This is a genomic window from Streptomyces sp. NPDC088147 (genome assembly GCF_044741565.1).
GTDB lineage: Bacteria > Actinomycetota > Actinomycetes > Streptomycetales > Streptomycetaceae > Streptomyces.
This window is the reverse complement of the sequence record NZ_JBIUSY010000013.1, coordinates 36,230-56,570: the sequence shown is the minus strand read 5'-3', so window position 1 is coordinate 56,570 and position 20,341 is coordinate 36,230. Positions and strand designations below refer to the sequence as shown.

The window sequence follows — 20,341 nt, the reverse complement described above, 5'->3', positions numbered from 1 at the left end:
TCCGAGTCGCCCCCGACCGTCCGGCAACGGCCGGGGTCCGTCGGTCCGCCGACCTGGCCGGCAGATCCGGCACCCCGGTGACCAACTCGACCGACCCCCCGGGAGGAGCCGTATTCCCCGACCGCACCGAACCTGATGGCGGTGTGCCCTGCCGCTCCGCCATCCCGCACCCGGGCGCGAGGGCTGCGGATGAGCCGGACGAAGCCGCTGCCCGCGGCGCTACAACGCTGGGCGGAACAGCGGATCGGCCCCGTCGTGTCCGTCCGCGACGCCTCGCGGGACTGGGACCGCTCCCGGGTGTGGGCCCTGGAGGGCGGACGCGGGGTGCACCACTACGGGGCCGGGCGGACACTGCGATGACCCAGCGCCGACAAGTGATGCGTTCGTAGCCGGGGGAGCTCAGGCATGGACGGGAAGAGACCAATCGTTTCGTCTTCACACTGAAGGCGGTCTTCAGAGGTTCGATGCACTGGAGTGGTGACCACTCGCGATAGAGCTATAGCCGTCCGAGAGGCGCGGCTCCGGGTCCGGGGTCATGAAGAAGGGCGCTCACATGCCTGTCATGGGAGACAACGGTGGTGTGGCCGCACGATCCGGCGAAGACGGTGCCACGGAAGGCACGAGAGCCATACGCACCTGTCCCCGCTGAAGACCGCTCAACCGGCGTGTGACGCCTGCTCGAGCGCCACGCCATTCAGCGATGTCGCCGCGCGATCGATTCGGACAGGACACCGGGGAGAGGTGCGTCCGCTCCCAAGTGCTTCGTCCGCCGACGCCGGTCACGGCATCACAGGCCGTCCATCACGAAGCCGTGGCGACGGACTCCGGCCCCGTGCGGGCCGGGTGTTCGGATCACGGCGTCCAGCGAAAGTTGAGGAGTTCTCCATGACCGTCGTCCAACAGGAGCTTCACGCGCGGGAAATGACCGATGACCAGTACCCCCGGCACGCGTGGGACTGGCCGAGCGCGCTGACCTACGAGATCACCGTGGACACCCGCTCCGGTGAGGCGCCGAAGGACGGGGCGCCGCGGACACTGACACTCCTGCGTCCGACTCCGAACAACCGGGCCGAGGACCTGCTGTTCCTCGACCGCGTGCCGCTGGCGCGCGACGCCTGGTCGGTTGACGAGTTCGAGCGGGTGGTGACCTGGCACGGCGCGTACGGCGGCGGGCGCATGCGGCTCGCCCCCGGCCACCGGTCCGGCGCCGGGCTGATGGGCGAGGTGGGCGCCGAGGTCGGCTTCTACGCACAGTACCGGACCGCCTTCGTGTGCGAGGTGGCCAAGGACGCGGGCGCGCGGACGATCCCGGCAAGGTCCACGACGCGCCGTCGAACTGGATCAAGCAGTACGCCCTGGCCAACTACAACGAGTACGCGCCCAGAATGCGGCAGGCCATCACGCCGACGTATGCGTGGGTGCTGGGGAACAAGTACGACCCCGTCACATCGGCCCTGCGAGTGGTTCTCGCCGAGGACGGTGGCGCCGCCGCCCGCGCGGCGCTGAAGGAAGCGATCAAGTCCGGCCGCTTCACGGCGGTGGTCGGCGCGGTGATGCCCGACGACCCGGACCATCACGTCCTGTGGTTCCTGTACAACCTCTGGCTCTTCCTCACCCTGCTCAACGAGCCGAGCGTGGACAAGGCGATCAACGAGTGCAAGCAAGCCGGTCTGCCCGTCCCCGCCCAGGTCGGTCCGATGAACTGGAACCACTACGTGGACTGGGCCGTCTTCGGTCCGCCGTTCATCTTCCAGGCGGCCAAGGAGGCGTTGTCGGCGCCGAGCATGAACGTGCGTTGCTTCACTCCGGGGAGCGGAGTGGGCGGCCCCGTTCGCCAGTCGACGTACAGCCACTGCTACGTGTTCGGCTACGAGCTGCAAGGCTGGCCCGCCCACTCCATCCCGCCAGCCGATCATGATCAGAGCACGTTCGACTGCAACGGGTGACCCGGGCTCGTCCGGTGCCGCTTCCCCGGTCCGTGCCCAGAGGACCTCGACAGTCGGAAACGCTCGCTGTCACCGAGCGACTGGCACGCTCGGCCCGGCCGGTTCTCTGTGCGCGCGTAAGGACGCGTCGACGATGGAGGGATTGAACAGTTCCCGGATGCAGAGGAGTGGCCGCCCGTTGCTGTCGAGGGTGTAGGTCTTGACCGCGCAGGGAGTGCCGTCCGGCCATGTGGCCCGGCCGACGTGCACGATACGTCGGCGCAGGGCCACCCCTGCTTCGGCGAGCGCGAATCCCACCGGTTGTGAGGGGTCGGCGACGGCTCTGTCGACTCGCGGATCCATTCCGGAGCGGGCCGCGACCGTGTTGTCCGACACGGGCCGCCCTGTCACCGTCAGCAAGCGGGCCCGGCGGAGCAGGCAGTCGTCGGTGCTGTCGGGGCGGAGTGCCTCCCGGATGCCGGGCGGGAGGGCGGCCGGGCCGACCGTCCGCACGTCGCTGGCCCGAGCCCGCAGGGGGCTGTGCACGAGCGCCTGGAGGAGAGGGGTGGTCAGGCCATCGCTGGTCAGGAGTATGCGTGTCGCCGCGGAGGAGAAGGCCATCACGGCAGGGTCCAGGCCATGCGGCACGGGCTCAGGGCCAGGCTGGAGAGTATGGGGGGCCACGAGCGTCCTCGGTCTGGTCGACGGCTGGATATCGGCAGCCCAAAGGAGGGAGCAGCGGCGATCCTGCGAGCCACCTGTTGTGGCGTGTGCGTCAGGTTAGTCGTTGTGCGACGGCTGGGGTGGTGAGTCATGTGCGGCTTCGAGACACCCGTCCTGGGCCGGTGGATTGGATCGTTGCTGGTCGGAGGCTTGTCCCTGCCGGGGGGCGTGGCTCTGGGAGCGCCGGCGGTGTCCGGGGCCCGGCTTGTGCCCACTCGAAAGTGCCCTGCGTCAGAAGGGTGTTCGGGGCTGTTGCTGCCGGCGGGTTTGCCAGGGCCTCAGCCGTCGGGATACCACTTCCGGTGACACGAAGGTCACCATCCGTTGCTTACGGTGGTGGTAGGTACGAGGCGAATCGAGGACACGTGAGCAAGGCACCGGTCCCTGTGCGGGACATGGGTTCTCCGGCGGACGCCGAGTATCTGCTCGGGTCCTCGTGTGCCGAGCGGGAGCGTCTCCTCGCCCAGTGCGAGTTCCTGCGGCCGGCCTCCGTCGCCCTCCTGGACACGATCCCCCTGCCGCGGAACGCGGATGTGCTCGACCTGGGCTGCGGTCCGCTGGGCATCCTCGACCTTCTCAGCGAACGAGTCGGCCCCGCCGGATCGGTCACCGGTCTCGACACCGATCACCGGATGATCGGCTGGGCCCGGGAGTCCGTCACCGAACTCGCCCTCGGCAACGTCGAAGTCCGCCACGAAGCCCTGCCGCCCGCCACCGCCGCCGAGGCCCTGTACGACCTGACCCACTGCCGGCTGCTGCTCATCAACACAACCCGTCCGCGCCGGATCCTGGACTCGATGGCAGCCGCCGTCAGGCCCGGCGGCTGGGTCGCGGTCCAGGAATTCGACTGGGCGACCTGGCAGTGCGACCCGCCCCACCCCGCGTGGAGCCGTCTCAGAGACCTGCTCGCCACGGTCTTCGGAGGCGACGTCCACATCGGCGCCCGGCTGCCCGGCCTCCTGCGCGAAGCAGGCCTCACGGACGTCCGGACCACCGCACACGCCTACTTCTGGCAGCCGGGCGACCGCTATCAGACCCTGCTCCTCTCCTTCGCACACCTCTTCCGCGACCGCCTCCTACGCCACACCCCGCTCACATCCGAGGAACTCGACTCCCTCACCACCACGCTCCACGACCACCTCGCCCGGCCCCACACCACCGTCCGCGAAAGCCTCCTCGTCCAGGCACGGGCCCGCAAACCCTGACCGCGACGGCCACCAGGCCCGGCTGGAGGCCGCGTTCCCCGTGCCCGCCGTTGGGGCGGACGATGAGGTCGGACGGCTTGATGTCCCGATGGGTCAGGCCCGACTCGTGCGCTGCGTCCAGGCCCTCGCTTCGGCCGCGTGCGGCGATCTCCTGAGCCGCTCACACCACTTCGCCGACCGGTTTCCGTTGCCGAAGTGGCACAGCACCCGACGCCGGAGCACCGCGGGACCGCTCGGCACGGGACCCGGCGCACGGCGGCGCCCCGGTAGCTGCGGCCTGGCGGCGGCGTCCGACGCTCCACCGGCACGGCGGGCGCGGGCGGCTTCGGGCCGGGGGCGGCGGCCGCCGGGGCGGGGCCGGGCTTTATGGGTACGGGCGCCAGGTTCGCGCCGGACTTCGCGTTGGCCGCGGCGATCAGCTTCGGCGTGCTCCGGCGCAGCTTCGTCCCACGGGCCTGGGCGTCGGGGACGACGTCCAAGCGGCCGGTGTCCGCGTCGAATCGCCACGGCGCGGCCGCGGCCTGCTCGGTCCGGTACGCCCGGCGGGCCTCCTCCTCGGCTTCCTCGGTCCGCCCCAGCCGCCCCAACGCGCTACGGAACGTTTAGTCGGGTAGCCGACTCAGTCTCCGCTGGGCCGCCACGTCTGTGCCTGTCGGATGGCGACGTGGGACGCCCAGCCCCACAGGAGCGTACTGATCACGAGTACGACGCCGGTTGTTGACAGAAGCAGCCATCCGGTGATGTAGGACTCGCCGCTGACGGTGACCGGCGCAGCGAGTGCGGCTCCGACCGCGCTGCCCGCCGCTCCGGCGAGGACCAGCGGGCCGAGAACCGACCATGCCGCGCTGGTGCGGAAGACACGCAGCCCACCGGTGAGTACGGACAGTGGTGCGAGCGCGCGGCCTTGACGCAGGAACTCTGCCATGGTGCTGATGCCCGCGGTGGTGGCGAGTACCGCGATGCCGGCTATTCCGAAGAGGACACTCCAGCGGCCCTGGTCGCGGTTGGGGACGCCTGCGGTGAGCTGGTCCTCGCCAGGGGCGCTGACGGTTGCGCCGCGCGGGAACGTCTCGTACGACAACCGCTTGAGGGCAGGCACGGACAGCGGCTTCCCGTCCGGCCGCAGAACGGCGACAGTCGCACTGTCACTGGAGGAAGCGGCGCGTTCCGTCAGTGTCCGGGCATCGACCCGGCGGATCAGCAGCGTCGGATCCATGTGGGGGGTCCACCGGATCAGTTCACGCAGCCTCGGGTCCTCCGGGAACCTGTCGACGCGTGTCTCGCGTGCCGGGCAGGGCAGATGCAACGCGGCGAGAGCGGCACAGTCGCCGTACAGGGTCAGGGATGTGTCCTGGTTGCCGTCCGGAGGGGTCAGCAGGACAGCCTCCGCCGCCGGTACACCAGAGAAGAATTCGGCCATGGCGGATGCGGACACGTGGCCGCGGGTGCCCACGGTGACGACGCTGCGGCCGATGCGGTCGATGGTTTGTCGTGCTGCGGTGGTCTGTGCTCCGAACAGTCCTTGCCATGCGATGGCCTGCATGAGCACGATGAGGGCGATCGAGACGCCGGTGACGAGGCGGGCCGTCGCGCCGGGATGTGTGCTGGTACGTCGGCCCGCTACCAGCGTTCCGGGCAAACCGTGCGCTCGCCCCCGGCGGGTGAGCAGGTTTCCGGCCTTGGCGGTGAGGGTCGCGATGGCGGCCGGAAGGGTCAGGATCGTGCCGGCGATGCCTGCCCAACTGGCGAGCGTGCGCGATACGGAGTCCGGTGCGAAGAAGTCCGGGCCACGTACCGCCAGGATGATCGCGATGGGGCACAGTACGGCCAGCCGAGGCAGCCAGGTGTGGGGGGACGTGCTGCGTGGCCGAGTTCCGGACGCGCCCCGCCGGGGTGCGAAGTCCGCGACCACCGTGGTCATCAAAATGATCAGGAACGCTGTGAGCGGGGCGAGCGCGGCGGCCCAGCCGTAGTGGCGAAGGTGGGAGGAGGAGAGGATGTAGTCGGTGTAGGGGATGCGGATGTCGTGCAGTACGGCTGCGGCAACCGCCGCAGCCCCGACAACCGCGCCGAGGATGGCCGGGAACACGGCCTCACCGGTGGCCACCAGGGCACGGTCCAGACGTCGTCCGCCGAGCGCGGCGATGAGCGCGGTCCTGCGGTCACGGGAATGTGCACCGGTGCGCGCCGCTACGACCAGCAGAGCGACGGCCGGCACGACGAGCATCCCGATGACCGCGGTCTGGAACATTGACTCGGGTTTGTCGTCCAGCCGGCCCGAGCCCGGCTCCAGGGCAGCCGACACATGCCCGGCCGTCGGGCCGAACCCGGTAACGATATCGGTGGGCCGCTGAGCGCTCAGGCCGTCGCGCGGGCGAACATAGGCAAGCCATTCGGACGGCTCGTCCAGTCCTCGCTCACCGATGGTGCCGGCCAGTTTCCCATAGCGGCGATCGATGTCCTCGCCGACGCCCGCCTTCCGTAGCGCCGGCGACAGGGCCGCTTCACCCGGACCCGGCCAGCGGTCCAGTCCGGGAGGCAGTGGTGCGTCCCCCTTGTGAGGGGCCAAGTACACGACGCTGAATCGGCGTTCGCCGTCGAGCGAGTCGGACCCCACGAGCCATGCCGTCGCGTTGGCCACGTGTTCCCGGGCCCTGTCGGGGGCTACGGGAGTCCTGGCTGTTCGGCGCTCCTCCTTGCCCGCGTACACAGCGTGGACGGCGACGAGGCTGCCCAGACTGAGCGCGAGGACCAGTGTTGCGAGGAGCAGAGCGACGAAGCGAACGCCTCCCGCTTCGGCGCGGCGGCCCGCCACGCGCCCGATGGCGAGGAGCCGACGCGCAAGCTTCAGGGTGTCCCTGACGGGCGTCATGCGGATACACCGGAGGGGATCGGCTTCAGTGCGCCCGCCTCAAGGTGCAGTGTGCGGTCGGCTCGTGCGGCGATGCCTGGATCGTGGGTCACCACGAGTAGCCCGCATGCGTGGCGTCGGGGCAGGCCGAAGAGCAGCTCGGCCGTGCGGTCGCGCGTTTCCGCGTCCAGCGCGCCGGTCGGTTCGTCGGCGAGCAGTAGGGCAGGTTCGTTGATAAGGGCACGGGCCACCGCGGTACGCTGCCGCTCTCCGCCGGACAGCTCGTCGCTCGTCGTCGCCCGCGGTACGCCGAGGTCATCGAGGAGCGTCTGCGCCCTGTCTCTCACGCCGTGAAGGTTGGTGCGGGCCAGAAGTGCCGCGAGCATCACGTTGTCCAACGGACTGAGTTCCGGCAGAAGTTCGCCGAACTGGAAGACCATGCCGACTGCCCGAGCACGTAGTGGGGCCAGGCGTGCGGGTCGCAGCCCGACGATGTCGATGCCCGTCACCTTCACCGAGCCCGCTGTCGGTTTGATCAGTCCCAGTACGCAGGACAGCAGCGTGCTCTTGCCCGATCCGCTCGGGCCGGTCACGGCGACGGACTCACCGGCCCGCACCGTCAGGGAGAGATCGGTGAACAGTTTCCGCGCGCCGAGCGAGTGGGTCAGTTCCTCGATCTCCAGGACGGGTCGCATGGTCTCCGTGTCGTGTTCCGTGCCCACTTGCTGTCCTCACTGTGCCGGCGGTCGGGGATGACGCTGCGGTGGAGCGGTCCGGACCGCTCCACCGCGGAGGGCTCTAGCGCCCGTCGCCCGGGCGGTCGTCGGGCCCGCACCGGTCCGGGTTGAGCTGGACATTCAGGCACGCGGTGACCTTGCGCACGTAGTTCGTCTCGTTCATGCCGCTCTTCTTCGTCGAACCGTTGCCGCTGGAGTTGTCGAGCCGCAGGCCCGTGGTGTCCCTGCGGTCATACAGCGTGTAGACCGCATGGCTGTCCCCAGCGGTGTCGGCGACTGCCACTTGGCCGTTGGTGCCATGGCTGTAGGCATAGACGGCGTCCTGGTAGCGCGAGTCCAGACTCTCTCCCGCACCCGCGCCGAACGCCTGGCCGACGCCCATCATCGCCGTTATGGCCGTGGCCGCGACCATGGTCTTGACGACCGTTGCCCCGGAGGGAATAGCCCTCATGTTCTTCTCCGTTCTGTCACCAGGATTGCCCTGGTGGATGAAAACAGGAAACCCGATCCTGTTTCTGAGCACAGCTGTTTGCGCCTTCCGTAGGTGCATGGAACACCTGCATTTCGGCCGGTGCTCCAGACAGAGTATGAATTGCCACCGGAAGGCACTTCCATTGCGGGCCCCGAATATTGTCGATACCTCGGAAACCGCGTACTCTGCCGCACCTTTCATATCTTTCCGCTCGTGCCCCAGTCTCGTCGCTTGCTCTCAGTCCGTCTTTGGCGGAGAGTGCACAAAGCTTGATCCTGAGTCCACGGGGCCGGAAAAGTCCTAGCCGGCTACCGAGGTTGAACTCGTGGAATCGTCGGGCCGCACGCCAGGACAAAGAGGAACGGCGCGAACGCGAGCGAGCTCGGGACAACCGGTCCGGGATCGCGGGGCGCTGAATACGCGGCAGCCGGGGCCGACTGTGCCCACCGTGAACTGCGGAGCAGGAGGAAGTTCGACGGAATGGTCGCTGGAGCGAGGCTGGGACGGACCTTGGTATCGGGTTCGTGAAAAGGCTTTCGAGGCGTCGTTCCTGCCCAGCGAGGGCGAGGACTTGGACGCGTCTGCAACGTCGATGTCTTCGTGACTCTGAAAGTTGGATCTCGTTGGACCGCGACCGTGTTCACCGCTGCGGAAGTCGAGCGTCTGATGAAACTCTGGGCAGGGACCGACGAGGCCCTCGGGGCCGGTACTTCCGGGTCCCGGATGGTCTGATCGTCCGGGACCCCGGCATCGACAACATGACCGGCAGGCCGGCCATCTCTCCGTGCCCGCTTACTCGGCAGATGGCTGTTGGCTGTGGTCCCTGACCGACTTCTCGATGATGTGCGCGAACGTGATGAACGCCTGGATCTGGTCAGGTGTCAGGTCGTGCACGGAAATCTGCTCCAGAGTGCGCCACATGTCCGCGATGGGCTTCCTGAGGGCACGGCCGGCGTCGGTGAGGTGGACCACCATGACCCGCCGGTCGTGGGGGGCCGGCTCCCGGGTGAGCAGTCCCGCCTCCTGCATACGGCGCAGGGACTTGGAAACGGTGGAGTGGTCGAGACCGGCCCGCTCCAGCAGTTCCGCCTGGGTCCGGCCGTCGTGGTCGAAGAGCTGCATCAGCAGCAGTTCCTGCCCCGGGTGCAGGTTCATGGCGCGCAACATGGCGGCGGCATGGCCGCGGTGGGCGCGGGCGAGCTGGAAGATGGCGTAGCTCAGCGGCCCTTCTCCCGCCGTGCTCGGCAGCTCCGACGAGGTGGTGTCCGACATGGCTGTTCTCTCATCTCGAGGAGGGCGATTGGCGGGTCAGTTGACGGTGAGGACGATCTTGCCGCGGTTGTGGCCGGCGTCGCTGGCCTGCTGTGCCTTGGCGGCCTCGGCGAGGGGGTAGGTGGCACTGATCGTGGTGACCAGGGTGCCGTCGGCGGCCTGCTGGGCCAGCTCGGCGAGGCGGGTGGCGGAGCGGCGCTGGGGACCTTCGGCGAAGACGATACCGAGCTCCGCGGCGCGGAAGTCGGCCGTGGTGACGATCCGGTCGGTACCGCCGCGCAGGGTGACGGAGTCCTCCAGCGCACCCTTGCCCGCGGCGTCGAAGACGGCGTCCACTCCTTCGGGGGCGAGCGCGCGGACCCGCTCGACCAGGTCGTCCCCGTAGACCAGCGCGGTCGCTCCGAGGGAGGCGACATACTCCTGGTTGGCCGGGCCGGCGGTGCCGATGACGCGGGCGCCGCGGGCGACGGCCAGCTGGACGGCGATGGTGCCCAGCGCCCCGGACGCACCATGGATCAGCAGCGTCTCACCGGAGGTGACGCCCAGCAGGTCCAGTACGCGTTCCGCGCCGTCGCTCGCCACGGGCAGCGCCGCGGCGTGCGTCCAGTCCAGACCGGCGGGCTTGGGAGCGAGGACAGCCGCGGAGGCCAGGGCGTACTGGGCGTAAGAGCCTGTGTCGGACCACCCGAGCACCTCGTCGCCGGCCTTCAGGTGGTCGACGCCCTCGCCGACGGCGTCGACCACACCGGTGATCTCCCCGCCGGGCACGGCGGGGAGGGTGGTGGGGAAGATGGCCTCCATGCCGCCGGAGCGGATCTTGCCGTCCACCGGGTTGACGCCGACAGCCTGAACGCGCACGCGGACCTGGCCGGGGCCGGGCTGCGGGACGTCGATGTCCGCCTCGTGCAGGACCTCGGTGCCGCCGAACGTGTCGAAAGTGATGGCCTTCATGACTGCTCTCCTCACAGGGGGACGCTGCACCGACCACTTTATGTGGCTAGCCACATAAAAGTAACAGCGATTACGTGGCTAGCCAAGTAATTGCTTGAGGGGACCCCAGAGGCGGGCCGGCGGGCAGCCGACGTGTTCATGAACGGCCAGGCGACACCGTGCACATCACATCTCCGAGATGCTCCGCCTCGTACCCGGACGGGACACATCCTCGACGTGCTCGATGTCCTCCATGGCGCCCCTGTCATTACGGCTCAGCGGCCAGGGGTACCGGACTGCCGGGCCTGTGACCTCGGCTGTCCCGTCGCGGTCTAGGTGGCATGTAGCGATTCGTCGACCTGTATGAATGCCAGACGGTTGGAGGGTTGCGTTCCGATGGCCGACGTCCTCAAACGGCCCGGCCTTCGCGGAAGTCCCGCTCCACGCGGAGACAGAGGTGTCCGGCGAGCGTCAGCCTCGCGACGACATTTGTACAAGACTGACAGCCGGCGGCGCAGGCATCGTCTCGTACATGGCACACGACAACGTCACGCACGTGCACGGGATGCACGTGGTCCACTACGGCCCGCGGCAGGCGCCGCCGCTGGTGCTCATCCACGGATCGGGATCCTCGGGCGGCTCCTGGAACCCGGTGGTGCCGACCCTCGCCGACCAGTATCACGTCATCCGAGTCGACCTCCCGGGTCACGGCCAGTCCTCCCCCGCGCCGTCGTACGACGTGCCCGGGCAGGCGGGCCGCTTGGCCGCGGTACTCGACGGTCTGGGCCTTCGTCCGGTTACCGCGGTCGGGCACTCCAGCGGTGGATACATCGCCACCGCGCTTGCCGAACAACGCCCTGACCTGGTCGGTTCGCTCGCACTGATCAGCAGCGGCCCGAGTCCCGACGCACTTCTTCCGCAGCCCGTCCTCCTTCGGGTGCTGATTGCACCGCCGCTGGGCCCGCTCCTCTGGTCGATCCGTTCGGACGCGATGCTCCGCAGGGGAGTGACCGCGGTATGCGACCGCCCGGTGGACGTCCCGGAACGACCTGGTCGCCGAGGTCCGGAGCATCGGCTATCGCACGTTCAGGACGGTGCTGCGCCGAAACACCGCGTACATCGCCGAGCGGAGCGTGCCCGAGCGTCTCACCGCCCTTGACGTCCCGATCCTGGTGATCTTCGGCGCTGCCGACCGCCGCTGGGATCCGTCGTCGGCACACCGATACGACACGGTGCCGAACGCGCGCGTCGAGCAGTTGCCCGGTGTCGGTCACATCCCCATGCTCGAAGCGCCGGAGGAATCCGGCAAGTTGCTTCTGGCCTTCGCGAGGACAGGCCGCTGACACCGATCGCTACCCTGGTGCTGTGTAGGCCCCGGAGTCATCACCTGACTGGACGTCGGTGGAGGTCGCGGTCCCGCGGCAGCCACAGCGGCTGCCCGGGACCAGCATGGCCGGGTTCGGTCAACGTGTCCCGGCGCTCGCGGACATTGCCATGGTCGCGCACCCGTCGGTCACCGTGTTGGTGGACCTGAGCGAAGGAGACGGCCTCGTCTACGACGTCCACGGCCGGCGTCAACGCGGCAGCGTGGTCGTAGGACTGATCCCGGGCGACCTTCGGGTCAGCGGCCGGACGGCCGAGGGAGACCAGTGCCTCCAGCATTCGGTTGTCGCCGGTCGTCGCGGGCGCAATGCTCAGCGCATCGACCGAGCTTGTCGGGACGGTGGTCTCCCTGGAAGACGTCTGGGGTCACGACGCCGGGCGAACCGAGGGCAGGCTGCGCGCCGCCACGTCATGGGACGAACGGTTCACGATCGCGGCGGATGTCCTTGGCCGACGGCTGGACGCCCGGCCACCGCTCGATCCGGAGATCGCTGCCGCCTGGTGGCGGATGCTCACCAGCCGGGGACGAGTGCGGGTCGACGGCCTGGCGAACGAGGTGGGATGGAGCCGTAAGCGCCTGTGGTCCCGCTTCCGGTCCCAGATCGTCCTCACTCCCAAGCGCGCCGCCCAGTTGGGGCGCTTCGACCACGCCGCTCACCGTCTCGCGGCGGGCGAGGCCACCGCTCGGGTAGCGGCCGCAAGCGGCTACGTCGACCAGTCCCACTTGCACTGCGAGGTCAAGGCGTTTACCGGGGTGACGCCCACCGCCCTGGCCGCTGCGCCATGGCTGGCGATCGACGACGTCGCGTGGCCGACTTCGTTCGCCGACCTGCCGCCGTCGCCGTCGCCGTCTGCGTTTCGTCAGGTCCCGGCGAAGTGAGTACAGGTGCTACGAACGGAGCCGGATCGACCCCGAAGGCCTCAAACCCGGCACCTGCCCCAGAACCGGCTCCGCCATCAACCCCCGCGGCTGCACCGCCGTGTCCGAGATGCAGCTCAACCGCTTCGTTCTGGTGGACGAGCCCCTCAATTCCGTCCGCTCACCGTCTGACCAAGCCATGCCGGCCGTCACCTCCACGCGTACGTACGCCGAGAGCGTCGCCGACCAGAACATCACCCGCCCGTCATCCCCACCGCGCAGGGGCCGGCCCTTCCCGGCCCGCCGTGATCCCGTATACGCGTATGTTCACTGCTGAGTCGCGCGGACGGGGGATGCCCGGACCTTACGTTCCGGGGGTGCCCGACTGACCCCTGCCGGGTGGCTGGGTGCGGGCTTCTCGCTTCATCGGGGACCGCCCACCACGCCGGAGCGTGAGGGGACCTACGTTCCCTCTGCGATCGTTTTGAGGCTCCCCGCCACTCGGGGCGCCTGTGGCGTACTGTGCGGCGATCGCGGCCAGGACACGTGCGGTGTTGAGTCGCCGGTCGAGGCGGATGCCGCAGGCGGCGCAGCGGTACTCGTCCTGCGTGGGCCGGAGCGGTGTGGTTTTTACCGTTCCGCACGCGGAGCACTGCCGTCCGGTGGGTGCGTGCCGGTCGGTGGTCACGACGGTGCCTCCGTACCAGGCCGCCTTGCACTGGAGCTGCCACCGGGCAGCGCCGACTCCCGTGTCGGCGAGGGCGCGGTTGCGGGTGCTCCGGACCTTCGCCGGAAGCTGGGGGGATCCGTGCTGTGCGGTTTGCTGGACGTCCCAGCCTTCGACCGCGATGACGGAGTGGGCGTGGATCAGGCGTGTGGTGGCCTTGGCGATGAAGTCCGCGCGCAGGTTCCGGACGCGGGCGTGGAGGCGGCCGATACGGCGGGTGATTCCGTCCCGGCGGACTGATCCTTTCCGGGAGCGGGCGAGGGCCTGCTGCGCGCCCTTCAGACGCTTCAAGTGAGCTTCGAGGCTACGGGGGTTGGGGATGGTGGTGCCGGTGGAGAGGGTGGCGATGTCGCGGACACCGAAGTCGATGCCGAGCGGGCCGCCGGAGCGCTGCCGCACGGACGGGGCGGTACGGATCTCACGGACGCGTGCGACAGTCAGGGAGACGAACCAGCGGCCGGACGAGTCACGGGAGACGCTTCCGCGTACGATACGGGCCGCCGGGACCGCGCCGGTTGCTTTGCAGGCCGAGCACCTGTCGGACCTTCCCGCGGCGGCGGCCGGGACCCTGCCCATCGTGTCGCAGGCGGGGCAGGGCACCTCGTCCTTGCGCAGAAGGCGGCCGATCTTGCGGGTGGACTCGAACGTCTTCACCGTGCCGATCCTGGGAAGCCTGATGTGCTTGCCGTCGACGATCTGCAGTCCACCTCCGTGGAGCTGGAAGGAGTCGCGGACGCGGCCTTTCCGTTTGAAGCGGGGACGGCCGACACGGCGTGCTCCGCTCTTGCGGGCCTTGAAGAACCTCTTCCAGGCTTCGGCCGCGTCCCGCAGGGCGGCCTGGTACGTACCGGAGTAGTTGTCCGCGACCCAGGCGACGCCGACCGTGGTGGTGCCGGTTGCCCGGTCGGTCCACTCGGTGGTGTCCTTCCATACCGTCCACGCCTTGCACAGATCGAAGTGTCCGGGGATGCGGGTAGCTGGTTCTCCGACTCCCGCGGCCTTTTCGGCGGCGTAGGCGTCGAGCGCGTCAGCGGTGCGGGCGATGCCCCAGTTGTAGGCGAAGCGGGCGCCGCCCGCATGGGAGAGGAAGGCACGCTCCTGCCTGGGAGTCGGGTCCAGGGCGTATTTGTACGCTTGCTGGACAACGCAACGTTCGACCGGCATGAGAAACCTCCTTGTCCGTCCTGTCCTGCGGTTTTCCGCGCGAACCGCACGCTGCGGGATGCGGATGTGGTCAGTGCCCGGCCGGGAAGATGACCGGCTGTCGACAGGGAGCGTGTGGGGCCCGGACGGACCGGGCTGCTTCAGCCGCCCCGGTCCTCAGGTTCGTGCGCGGCGCCGAGGTGTCGGCGTAGATCGCGCACCGGAAACGGCCGGAGCGGTGATCACACACAACGGGGTGAGAGCCAGACCGAGGGCGGCCGTGGCCGCGAGAGTACGGCGGACAGATATCAGGTGCACGGAAGTGCCTTCCTGGTGTGGGACGTCTGCCGCCCAGACCGCACCCGACAGTCCGCCGCCACCGTCCATGCGCAAACCGCGCGGCGGGGCGCAGCAGACCGGAGCTGCGGGCTTCGCGCTGCAGACCATGACAGTGGGAAGCGGTGCACGTCACGCGCCGGGTGTTCCGACTCACGGCCCGGACGGGCCGCATACGGTTGCAGGTCAGCGCCGGATTCCCACCGGCTTCCCCCAGTCACGCACGCATTCAGTTGTCGCTCCGGATACCGAAGTCACCGCATGCTACGGCTGGTTGACGGATTACCACCAGACCCAATCGCGGGAGGGCAGGCCCCGGAGGGGGAAGAGGGCCTCGTACATCTTCGCGCGCCACTGGGCCGCGACGCTGTCCGGGTACCGTTCCGCCGCGACACTGTCCGGGTACCGTTCCAGAGTCGCTGGTCCCACCCCGGCGAGGGGCGGTCACCTCCACCGCGCCGGCAGCGCACTCCTTCGGGCCCGTCCTCACCGAGGGCCTGACGTGTCGTCCCGGCCGCTATCCCCGCATTCTGACTCCAGCCCGGCCGCGCAGCTCACGCCGGGCACGTCGCTTCGCTCGATTTGCCCCGGCGGTGAGCCCGTCATATCGTAAATTTCAATCAGGGGGAGATCGTGGTAGCCGGGCATTCCCGTGTCATTCCCGCAGGCTCCGCCGGCCGGTTACGTGGGCTGCCTTGAAGCATTGATCCCAAAATCAGGGAGCTATCGCATGGCCAGCCGACACAGCCACACCGTGACCCGGGTAGACGTTTCCACGGGAATTTCCTACGACGACTTCGTGAACGCATTCGAGAAAGCGGCGCCCGCGTTCGATCCGGGATCGATGGAACGCATTGCCGAAACCGGGGGCAGTTGGGACGACGTTCGCGCCGCGATGGCCGTGAGCGCGCCCAATGACCTGGTCCGCTACGCCCGGATCAATGGCACCTCACTGTTCAGTATCGCAGGACACAACACCAGGTCGATGGAGTACTTGACCGGCAATCACGTCATCGCCGAGACCATGTTCCGTCATGATCCGAAGGCGCTCCTCTATGCGCCCTTGCGGATGCTGGTGTACAGCGACGGCGACGGCAATGCGGTGTTCAGCATGCATCGACCAAGCGACGAATTCGGCAGTCTCGGAATTCCAGAGGTGACGAAAGTCGGGGAGGATCTGGATCGCATCGTGGTCAATCTGCTGCGGGTTTGCGGTGTCGATGCTTCGCAGGAATTCGCCCGGCACTCGGAGTAAGTTCAGAGAGCGGGCCACCTCCAGAGCGTCGTTCGAAGTCGAGGCCGATGGACGACAAACCCTTCTGTTTACGCCATTAGATCCAGCCCCGCCCTTCCATCCATAACAAGGACGCGGCCCGCAAGGAACAGAGCCACGCCCAGTCCACCGGCTGCCCCCGCGATCTGCCGCACCGTTCGCTCTCCACAACCGACCGGCGGGGTCAGTCAGTTGAGGCCGGCGAAGGAGCGGAAGAGGTGTTCGGCGAAGGCAGGGTCGTGTTGGTTGTCGACCAGGTGCTGGATGTACCCGCTGGGGTCCAGGCGCGCTGTGGTCAGGGTGCTTTCGTAGGCCGGTGTGAACTCCTCACGCAGTTGTTGGGCGTATTTCGACAAGGCGGCGTCCGCCTGCTGGGTGTCGTCGAGGGGGAAGTCCAGGCGCTCGGCGAGCATTTCGGCCTGGATGAAGGCGTCGCTGATCCCCCGCCCGGGTGTGGGGTCCTTGTTGTGTGCGGCGTCACCGACCAGCGCCCATCCGGGGCCGTGTGGCCGACGGAAGAAGTTGGGAAGGTCCGAACAGCAGTACAGACGGTCTTCCTGCTTTCCTTCGGTGAGTTGTCCGTCCAGCTCCGCCGACGATCGCCTGGCCATCTCCCGGTAGGTGTGCTGCCGGTCGTCGTGGGCGGGGATCGTACGGGAGACCTGCACGGATACGAGGGTCAGCCCGTCCTGCGTGGGAATGCAGCCGGCGCCCATGCCGTGTCCGGTGTAGATCTGGACACCGGGGTCGGGGATGCCGCTCCAGTAGGAGTAGTAGACACGGGTGCTGCGGGGATCCTGCCGCACGAAGGGCGCGTGGACCAGGCGGGCCACGGTGGAGTTCCGGCCGTCGGCGCCGATGACCAGGTGGGCGCGCGCCAGGGTTGTGGAGCCGCGCGGGGTGCCGTGGCGCACACCGGTCACCTTCCCGTCCTCCCACTGCAGATCCGCGACCGTGGTGCGGGGACGGAACTCGACGCCCGCGCGGATAGCCGCCTGCACCAGAAGGTGGTCCAGGGCGTAACGGCGGGGAGCGCAGCCCCCGGTGATTGGCCCGAGGGCGGGGGCGGGGCCCGTGAAGCGGGCGCCGGGAAAGCTGAGGGACAGGCGGGTCAGCAGCGGCGCGCCTGTGGCGAGTACCTCGCCCAGGAGGCCCCACCGTTGCAGGCGGGCCAGTCCGGGCTGGTGGATGTAGAGAGTGGACAGGGTGTCGCTGGGGAAGCGGGCGCGGTCCAGCAGCAGGACCCTGCGGCCGGCACGGGCCAGCAGCAGGGAGACGGCCGCTCCGGCGCAGCGCGCGCCCACCACGATCACGTCGTACATGTCGGGCCCATCCATGTCGGGCCCATCGGGACGTGGTGCCCCGTGACGGCGGTCGCGGGTCTCTCGTCGAGGTGCCGCCGGTCGAGGTCGGAGACGGTCTTCAGGGGACAGGTGCCGTTCACGTCGTTCCTCCTCGGGGCGGTCGCCCGGTTCAACGACGGCGGCCGACGGAAGTGCCGTACCGAGCCGAGACAGCCGCGCCGAGACGACCGGGCCGGGCGGCCAGTCGTCGCCACAGCGCTCGCGACGGCGCCCCCTGCCCGCCCCCTGCCCCGCCGGTGACCGCCTACGGCCCGGACGCGCCGGTCCGGTACGCGGGGCCGGGCCGGGCCTGGCCGGGCCCGGTCAGGATGCAAGCCGGGCCCGCCTCGAACTCCGCGGAGCACACGCCTGCCGGCAGACGATCCGCCCGGCAATTCGCGGCCCGACAAACCGCTGACACACCCCACGGAACAGCGCCTTCCTCCGCTGAGCCCGTATGTGCCTGGCGCTGCCCGGGGCGGCCAGGGGGGTCATTTTCTTCCCAGGAAGATCGTGACTCTCCCGTCCACGCGGCGGACCTGGCACCGTGGAGGACATGAAGGGTGCGAAGGAGGATAAAAGCCGCGAGCTTGCCGCGTTCCTGCGTGCTCGCCGCGGTGAGGTCTCCCCCCGGCAGGCCGGGCTGGCCGTGCGGGAACAGTCACGGAAGGTGGCCGGGCTGCGCCGGGAGGAGGTGGCGGGCCGGGCCGGGATCAGCGTGGACTACTACACCCGCCTGGAACAGGGCCGGCTGCCCACACCCTCCGGGAGCGTCCTGGACGCGCTCGCCCACGCTCTACTGCTCGACGACGACCAGCGCGACTACCTGCGCCGGCTGGCCGACCTGGCCCCTGCCGCGCGCCGTCGGCGCACCCGGCCGCAGGTGGTGCCGGAGCCGGTACGGGCCGTGCTCGCCGATCTGGGCACCACGCCCGCCATGGTCCTGGGCCGGTTCACGGACATCCTGGCCTGGAACCCGCTCGCGGCCGAGCTGCTGTGTGATTTCGACGCCGTCCCCGAAGCGCGGCGCAACTTCCTCTGGCTGACGTTCCTCGACCCGCGCATGCGCGAGCGGCTTCCGGACTGGCATCTGTCGGCGGGTGAATGCGTGGCCTATCTGCGGATGGACGCCGGCCGCCACCCGAGCGATCCCCGTCTCGACGAACTGGTGGAACAGCTCAGCACCGCGGACTCGGAGTTCCAGCACTGGTGGGCCACCCACCGGGTCTCCGGCAGGAGCTTCGGCAGCAAGCGGATCCTGCATCCGACGGCCGGCGAGATCCGGCTGGACTGGCAGGTCTTCCCCATCGCCCAGGAACGCGACCAGTCCCTCGTGGTCATGCCCGCCTCCGACGAGGACAGCAGACAACGGCTCAGGGCCCTGAACACACCGTAAGAACGCGCATGGCACGACCATGCGCCGCACCTCTGGAAGGAGGCCGAGGCGCGAGGCCCCCGGAACGCCTGGGGCCCGGCGCCTTCACCAGCCATGACCACCACACTGATCACCGGAGCCACCCGCGGGCTCGGCCTGGAGACCGCCCGCCGGCTGACCGCGGCCGGACACACCGTCTACCTCGGCGCACGCGACCTGAAACGCGGCCAGGAAGCCGCCCAGCAGACCGGCGCCCGCGCGATACAACTCGACGTCACCGACGACGAGTCGGTACAGGCCGCCGCCAAACTGGTCCGCGAGGAAGCCGGAACGCTCGACGTCCTCGTCAACAACGCCGGTATCTCGGGCGCTTGGAAGCTGGCCGGCGAGTACACCGCCCCCGACATGGAAACCGTCTACGCCACCAACGTCTTCGGCCTCGTGCGCGTCACCCACGCCTTCCTGCCCCTCCTGGGCACCAGCGGCCACCCCGTCATCGTCAACGTCAGCAGCACCGGCGGATCCCTCACACGCAACGCCGACCCCACCAGTGTCGAGTACAAGATGCCCGTGCTGACCTACGCCTCCTCCAAGAGCGCCGTCAACATGATCACCGTCCAGTACGCCAACGCCTTCCCCCACATGCGGATCAACGCCGTCAGTCCCGGGCTCACCGCCACCGATTTCAGCGATATCGCCAGCCCCGGGCCCACCCCCGTCGACTTCGGCGAACTGGGCATCCAGAGCGTCGAAGAGGGTGCCGAGATCATCATCCGTATGGCCACGACCGGGCCCGACGGCCCCACCGGAGGCTTCTTCGAAGCCGGCGGCCCCGCCCCCTGGTGAGAGCGGCCCACCGCTGAGCCCGGCGGGGAGAGATCCGGCCGGGGTACGGCAACGCCCGGCGGGGCCTCCCCCACGCATCGCAGAACAGCAGAAGCGCACGGCGAGACCATGCGCACACATCCGGAAAGGAGTCGGAGGCGACGGACCCCGGGACGGGAGCCCCGGCGCCTTCACCAGCCATGACCACCACACTGATCACCGGAGCCACCCGCGGGCTCGGCCTGGAGACCGCCCGCCGGCTGACCGCGGCCGGACACACCGTCTACCTCGGCGCACGCGACCTGAAACGCGGCCAGGAAGCCGCCCAGCAGACCGGCGCCCGCGCGATACAACTCGACGTCACCGACGACGAGTCGGTACAGGCCGCCGCCAAACTGGTCCGCGAGGAAGCCGGAACGCTCGACGTCCTCGTCAACAACGCCGCCATCTCGGGCACTTGGGATCCGCCCGCCGAGATCACCGCCGCCGACATGGAAACCGTCTACGCCACCAACGTCTTCGGCCTGGTCCGCGTCACCCACGCCTTCCTGCCCCTCCTGGGCACCAGCGGCCACCCCGTCATCGTCAACGTCAGCAGCACCGGCGGATCCCTCACACGCTGCGGCGACCCCGCCGGCCTCGAAGCGACCTTCCCGATGGTCGCCTACTGCTCCTCCAAGAGCGCCGTCAACATGATCACCGTCCAGTACGCCAACGCCTTCCCCCAGATGCGGATCAACGCGGTCCACCCGGGAAGCATCGCCACCGATTTCAACCCGCGCGGCGAGCGGAGCGCCGCGGAGTGCGCCGAGTTCATCGTCCGCATGGCCGCCATCGGCCCCGACGGCCCCACCGGCGCCTTCCTCGAAGCCGACGGCCCCATCCCCTGGTGACGCCCCCCCCTGACGCGAGGCTGCGACCGGGCACTCACAGGCGTTCGACCATTGCGATCAGTCCGGGGG

Annotated in this window: 15 protein-coding genes, 3 pseudogenes and 1 riboswitch; of the genes and pseudogenes, 10 read left to right on the top strand and 8 right to left on the bottom strand. The window is 69.2% G+C overall.

All coding sequences use genetic code 11. The features are described 5' to 3' along the window. Positions 1 to 189: 189 nt before the first annotated feature. Together ACIOGX_RS35380 and ACIOGX_RS35375 are read left to right on the top strand one after the other, a co-directional pair. A complete protein-coding gene (locus ACIOGX_RS35380; RefSeq protein ID WP_401918823.1) occupies positions 190 to 360 on the top strand; it encodes a hypothetical protein in 171 nt (56 codons plus the stop codon). 911 nt (positions 361 to 1,271) lie between these two features. Beyond that, positions 1,272 to 1,946: a hypothetical protein gene (locus ACIOGX_RS35375; protein WP_384770881.1), complete on the top strand. Its 675-nt coding sequence runs from the start codon at positions 1,272 to 1,274 to the stop codon at positions 1,944 to 1,946. A 69-nt stretch (positions 1,947 to 2,015) separates the two neighbouring features. Here the strand turns inward: ACIOGX_RS35375 and ACIOGX_RS35370 are convergent, their stop codons facing one another. Next, entirely contained in the window at positions 2,016 to 2,546 is a 531-nt protein-coding gene (locus ACIOGX_RS35370) for a hypothetical protein (RefSeq protein ID WP_401918821.1), read from the bottom strand. Between the two features lie 467 nt (positions 2,547 to 3,013). Here ACIOGX_RS35370 and ACIOGX_RS35365 point away from each other — a divergent pair, with 467 nt between their 5' ends. Then, positions 3,014 to 3,853, top strand: a complete 840-nt coding sequence (locus ACIOGX_RS35365; RefSeq protein ID WP_401918819.1) for a methyltransferase domain-containing protein — start codon at positions 3,014 to 3,016, stop codon at positions 3,851 to 3,853. 619 nt (positions 3,854 to 4,472) lie between these two features. Here the strand turns inward: ACIOGX_RS35365 and ACIOGX_RS35360 are convergent. The 3 genes from ACIOGX_RS35360 to ACIOGX_RS35350 all read right to left on the bottom strand — a co-directional run bounded on the left by ACIOGX_RS35360 (position 4,473) and on the right by ACIOGX_RS35350 (position 7,892). Beyond that, on the bottom strand, positions 4,473 to 6,494 hold the full coding sequence (locus tag ACIOGX_RS35360; RefSeq protein ID WP_401918817.1) for an ABC transporter permease: 2,022 nt from the start codon (positions 6,492 to 6,494) through the stop codon (positions 4,473 to 4,475). 227 nt (positions 6,495 to 6,721) lie between these two features. After that, positions 6,722 to 7,399: an ABC transporter ATP-binding protein gene (locus ACIOGX_RS35355; RefSeq protein ID WP_401918888.1), complete on the bottom strand. Its 678-nt coding sequence runs from the start codon at positions 7,397 to 7,399 to the stop codon at positions 6,722 to 6,724. Between the two features lie 103 nt (positions 7,400 to 7,502). Beyond that, positions 7,503 to 7,892 (bottom strand): hypothetical protein, encoded by a 390-nt coding sequence (locus ACIOGX_RS35350; protein ID WP_401918815.1) that lies wholly within the window; start codon positions 7,890 to 7,892, stop codon positions 7,503 to 7,505. 469 nt (positions 7,893 to 8,361) lie between these two features. On the opposite strand from ACIOGX_RS35350, the pseudogene ACIOGX_RS35345 reads away from it, so the two are divergent. Next, positions 8,362 to 8,677: pseudogene (locus ACIOGX_RS35345) on the top strand (hypothetical protein); the annotation flags it as partial. A 28-nt stretch (positions 8,678 to 8,705) separates the two neighbouring features. On the opposite strand, the gene ACIOGX_RS35340 reads toward ACIOGX_RS35345, so the two are convergent. Continuing rightward, positions 8,706 to 9,185 (bottom strand): MarR family winged helix-turn-helix transcriptional regulator, encoded by a 480-nt coding sequence (locus ACIOGX_RS35340; protein ID WP_401918813.1) that lies wholly within the window; start codon positions 9,183 to 9,185, stop codon positions 8,706 to 8,708. A gap of 36 nt (positions 9,186 to 9,221) precedes the next feature. Next, positions 9,222 to 10,136: an NADP-dependent oxidoreductase gene (locus ACIOGX_RS35335; protein WP_401918811.1), complete on the bottom strand. Its 915-nt coding sequence runs from the start codon at positions 10,134 to 10,136 to the stop codon at positions 9,222 to 9,224. Between the two features lie 511 nt (positions 10,137 to 10,647). Between ACIOGX_RS35335 and ACIOGX_RS35330 the strand changes: the two are divergent. After that, positions 10,648 to 11,458, top strand: a pseudogene (locus ACIOGX_RS35330) (alpha/beta fold hydrolase). A 106-nt stretch (positions 11,459 to 11,564) separates the two neighbouring features. Beyond that, positions 11,565 to 12,378: pseudogene (locus ACIOGX_RS35325) on the top strand (helix-turn-helix domain-containing protein). 343 nt (positions 12,379 to 12,721) lie between these two features. Here the strand turns inward: ACIOGX_RS35325 and ACIOGX_RS35320 are convergent. Next, positions 12,722 to 14,248, bottom strand: a complete 1,527-nt coding sequence (locus tag ACIOGX_RS35320; protein WP_401918809.1) for an RNA-guided endonuclease TnpB family protein — start codon at positions 14,246 to 14,248, stop codon at positions 12,722 to 12,724. A gap of 435 nt (positions 14,249 to 14,683) precedes the next feature. After that, a riboswitch (cobalamin riboswitch) is annotated at positions 14,684 to 14,819 on the bottom strand. A 474-nt stretch (positions 14,820 to 15,293) separates the two neighbouring features. On the opposite strand from ACIOGX_RS35320, the gene ACIOGX_RS35315 reads away from it, so the two are divergent. Continuing rightward, the gene (locus ACIOGX_RS35315; protein ID WP_387015716.1) at positions 15,294 to 15,818 is read left to right on the top strand and encodes a DUF302 domain-containing protein; all 525 of its coding nucleotides are present in this window, start codon (positions 15,294 to 15,296) and stop codon (positions 15,816 to 15,818) included. A gap of 206 nt (positions 15,819 to 16,024) precedes the next feature. Here the strand turns inward: ACIOGX_RS35315 and ACIOGX_RS35310 are convergent, their stop codons facing one another. Further along, the gene (locus ACIOGX_RS35310) at positions 16,025 to 17,158 is read right to left on the bottom strand and encodes an NAD(P)/FAD-dependent oxidoreductase (protein ID WP_401918807.1); all 1,134 of its coding nucleotides are present in this window, start codon (positions 17,156 to 17,158) and stop codon (positions 16,025 to 16,027) included. Positions 17,159 to 17,735: 577 nt separating this feature from the next. Here ACIOGX_RS35310 and ACIOGX_RS35305 point away from each other — a divergent pair. The 3 genes from ACIOGX_RS35305 to ACIOGX_RS35295 all read left to right on the top strand — a co-directional run bounded on the left by ACIOGX_RS35305 (position 17,736) and on the right by ACIOGX_RS35295 (position 20,272). Next, positions 17,736 to 18,575, top strand: coding sequence for a helix-turn-helix transcriptional regulator (locus ACIOGX_RS35305; RefSeq protein ID WP_401918805.1), 840 nt, complete (start codon positions 17,736 to 17,738; stop codon positions 18,573 to 18,575). Positions 18,576 to 18,668: 93 nt separating this feature from the next. Then, the gene (locus ACIOGX_RS35300) at positions 18,669 to 19,400 is read left to right on the top strand and encodes an SDR family NAD(P)-dependent oxidoreductase (protein WP_401918803.1); all 732 of its coding nucleotides are present in this window, start codon (positions 18,669 to 18,671) and stop codon (positions 19,398 to 19,400) included. Positions 19,401 to 19,579: 179 nt separating this feature from the next. Further along, complete coding sequence (locus tag ACIOGX_RS35295; RefSeq protein WP_401918801.1) at positions 19,580 to 20,272, top strand: SDR family NAD(P)-dependent oxidoreductase; 693 nt, start codon at positions 19,580 to 19,582, stop codon at positions 20,270 to 20,272. Positions 20,273 to 20,341 lie beyond the last annotated feature (69 nt).

Excerpts from the sequence above, each read along its gene's own strand:
- ACIOGX_RS35295 (WP_401918801.1), top strand. The coding sequence starts at position 19,580 with ATGACCACCACACTGATCACCGGAGCCACCCGCGGGCTCGGCCTGGAG.
- ACIOGX_RS35300 (WP_401918803.1), top strand. The coding sequence starts at position 18,669 with ATGACCACCACACTGATCACCGGAGCCACCCGCGGGCTCGGCCTGGAG.
- ACIOGX_RS35305 (WP_401918805.1), top strand. The coding sequence starts at position 17,736 with ATGAAGGGTGCGAAGGAGGATAAAAGCCGCGAGCTTGCCGCGTTCCTG.
- ACIOGX_RS35335 (WP_401918811.1), bottom strand. The coding sequence starts at position 10,136 with ATGAAGGCCATCACTTTCGACACGTTCGGCGGCACCGAGGTCCTGCAC.
- ACIOGX_RS35340 (WP_401918813.1), bottom strand. The coding sequence starts at position 9,185 with ATGTCGGACACCACCTCGTCGGAGCTGCCGAGCACGGCGGGAGAAGGG.
- ACIOGX_RS35320 (WP_401918809.1), bottom strand. The coding sequence starts at position 14,248 with ATGCCGGTCGAACGTTGCGTTGTCCAGCAAGCGTACAAATACGCCCTG.
- ACIOGX_RS35350 (WP_401918815.1), bottom strand. The coding sequence starts at position 7,892 with ATGAGGGCTATTCCCTCCGGGGCAACGGTCGTCAAGACCATGGTCGCG.
- ACIOGX_RS35355 (WP_401918888.1), bottom strand. The coding sequence starts at position 7,399 with ATGCGACCCGTCCTGGAGATCGAGGAACTGACCCACTCGCTCGGCGCG.
- ACIOGX_RS35310 (WP_401918807.1), bottom strand. The coding sequence starts at position 17,158 with ATGTACGACGTGATCGTGGTGGGCGCGCGCTGCGCCGGAGCGGCCGTC.
- ACIOGX_RS35370 (WP_401918821.1), bottom strand. The coding sequence starts at position 2,546 with ATGGCCTTCTCCTCCGCGGCGACACGCATACTCCTGACCAGCGATGGC.
- ACIOGX_RS35315 (WP_387015716.1), top strand. The coding sequence starts at position 15,294 with ATGGCCAGCCGACACAGCCACACCGTGACCCGGGTAGACGTTTCCACG.
- ACIOGX_RS35380 (WP_401918823.1), top strand. The coding sequence starts at position 190 with ATGAGCCGGACGAAGCCGCTGCCCGCGGCGCTACAACGCTGGGCGGAA.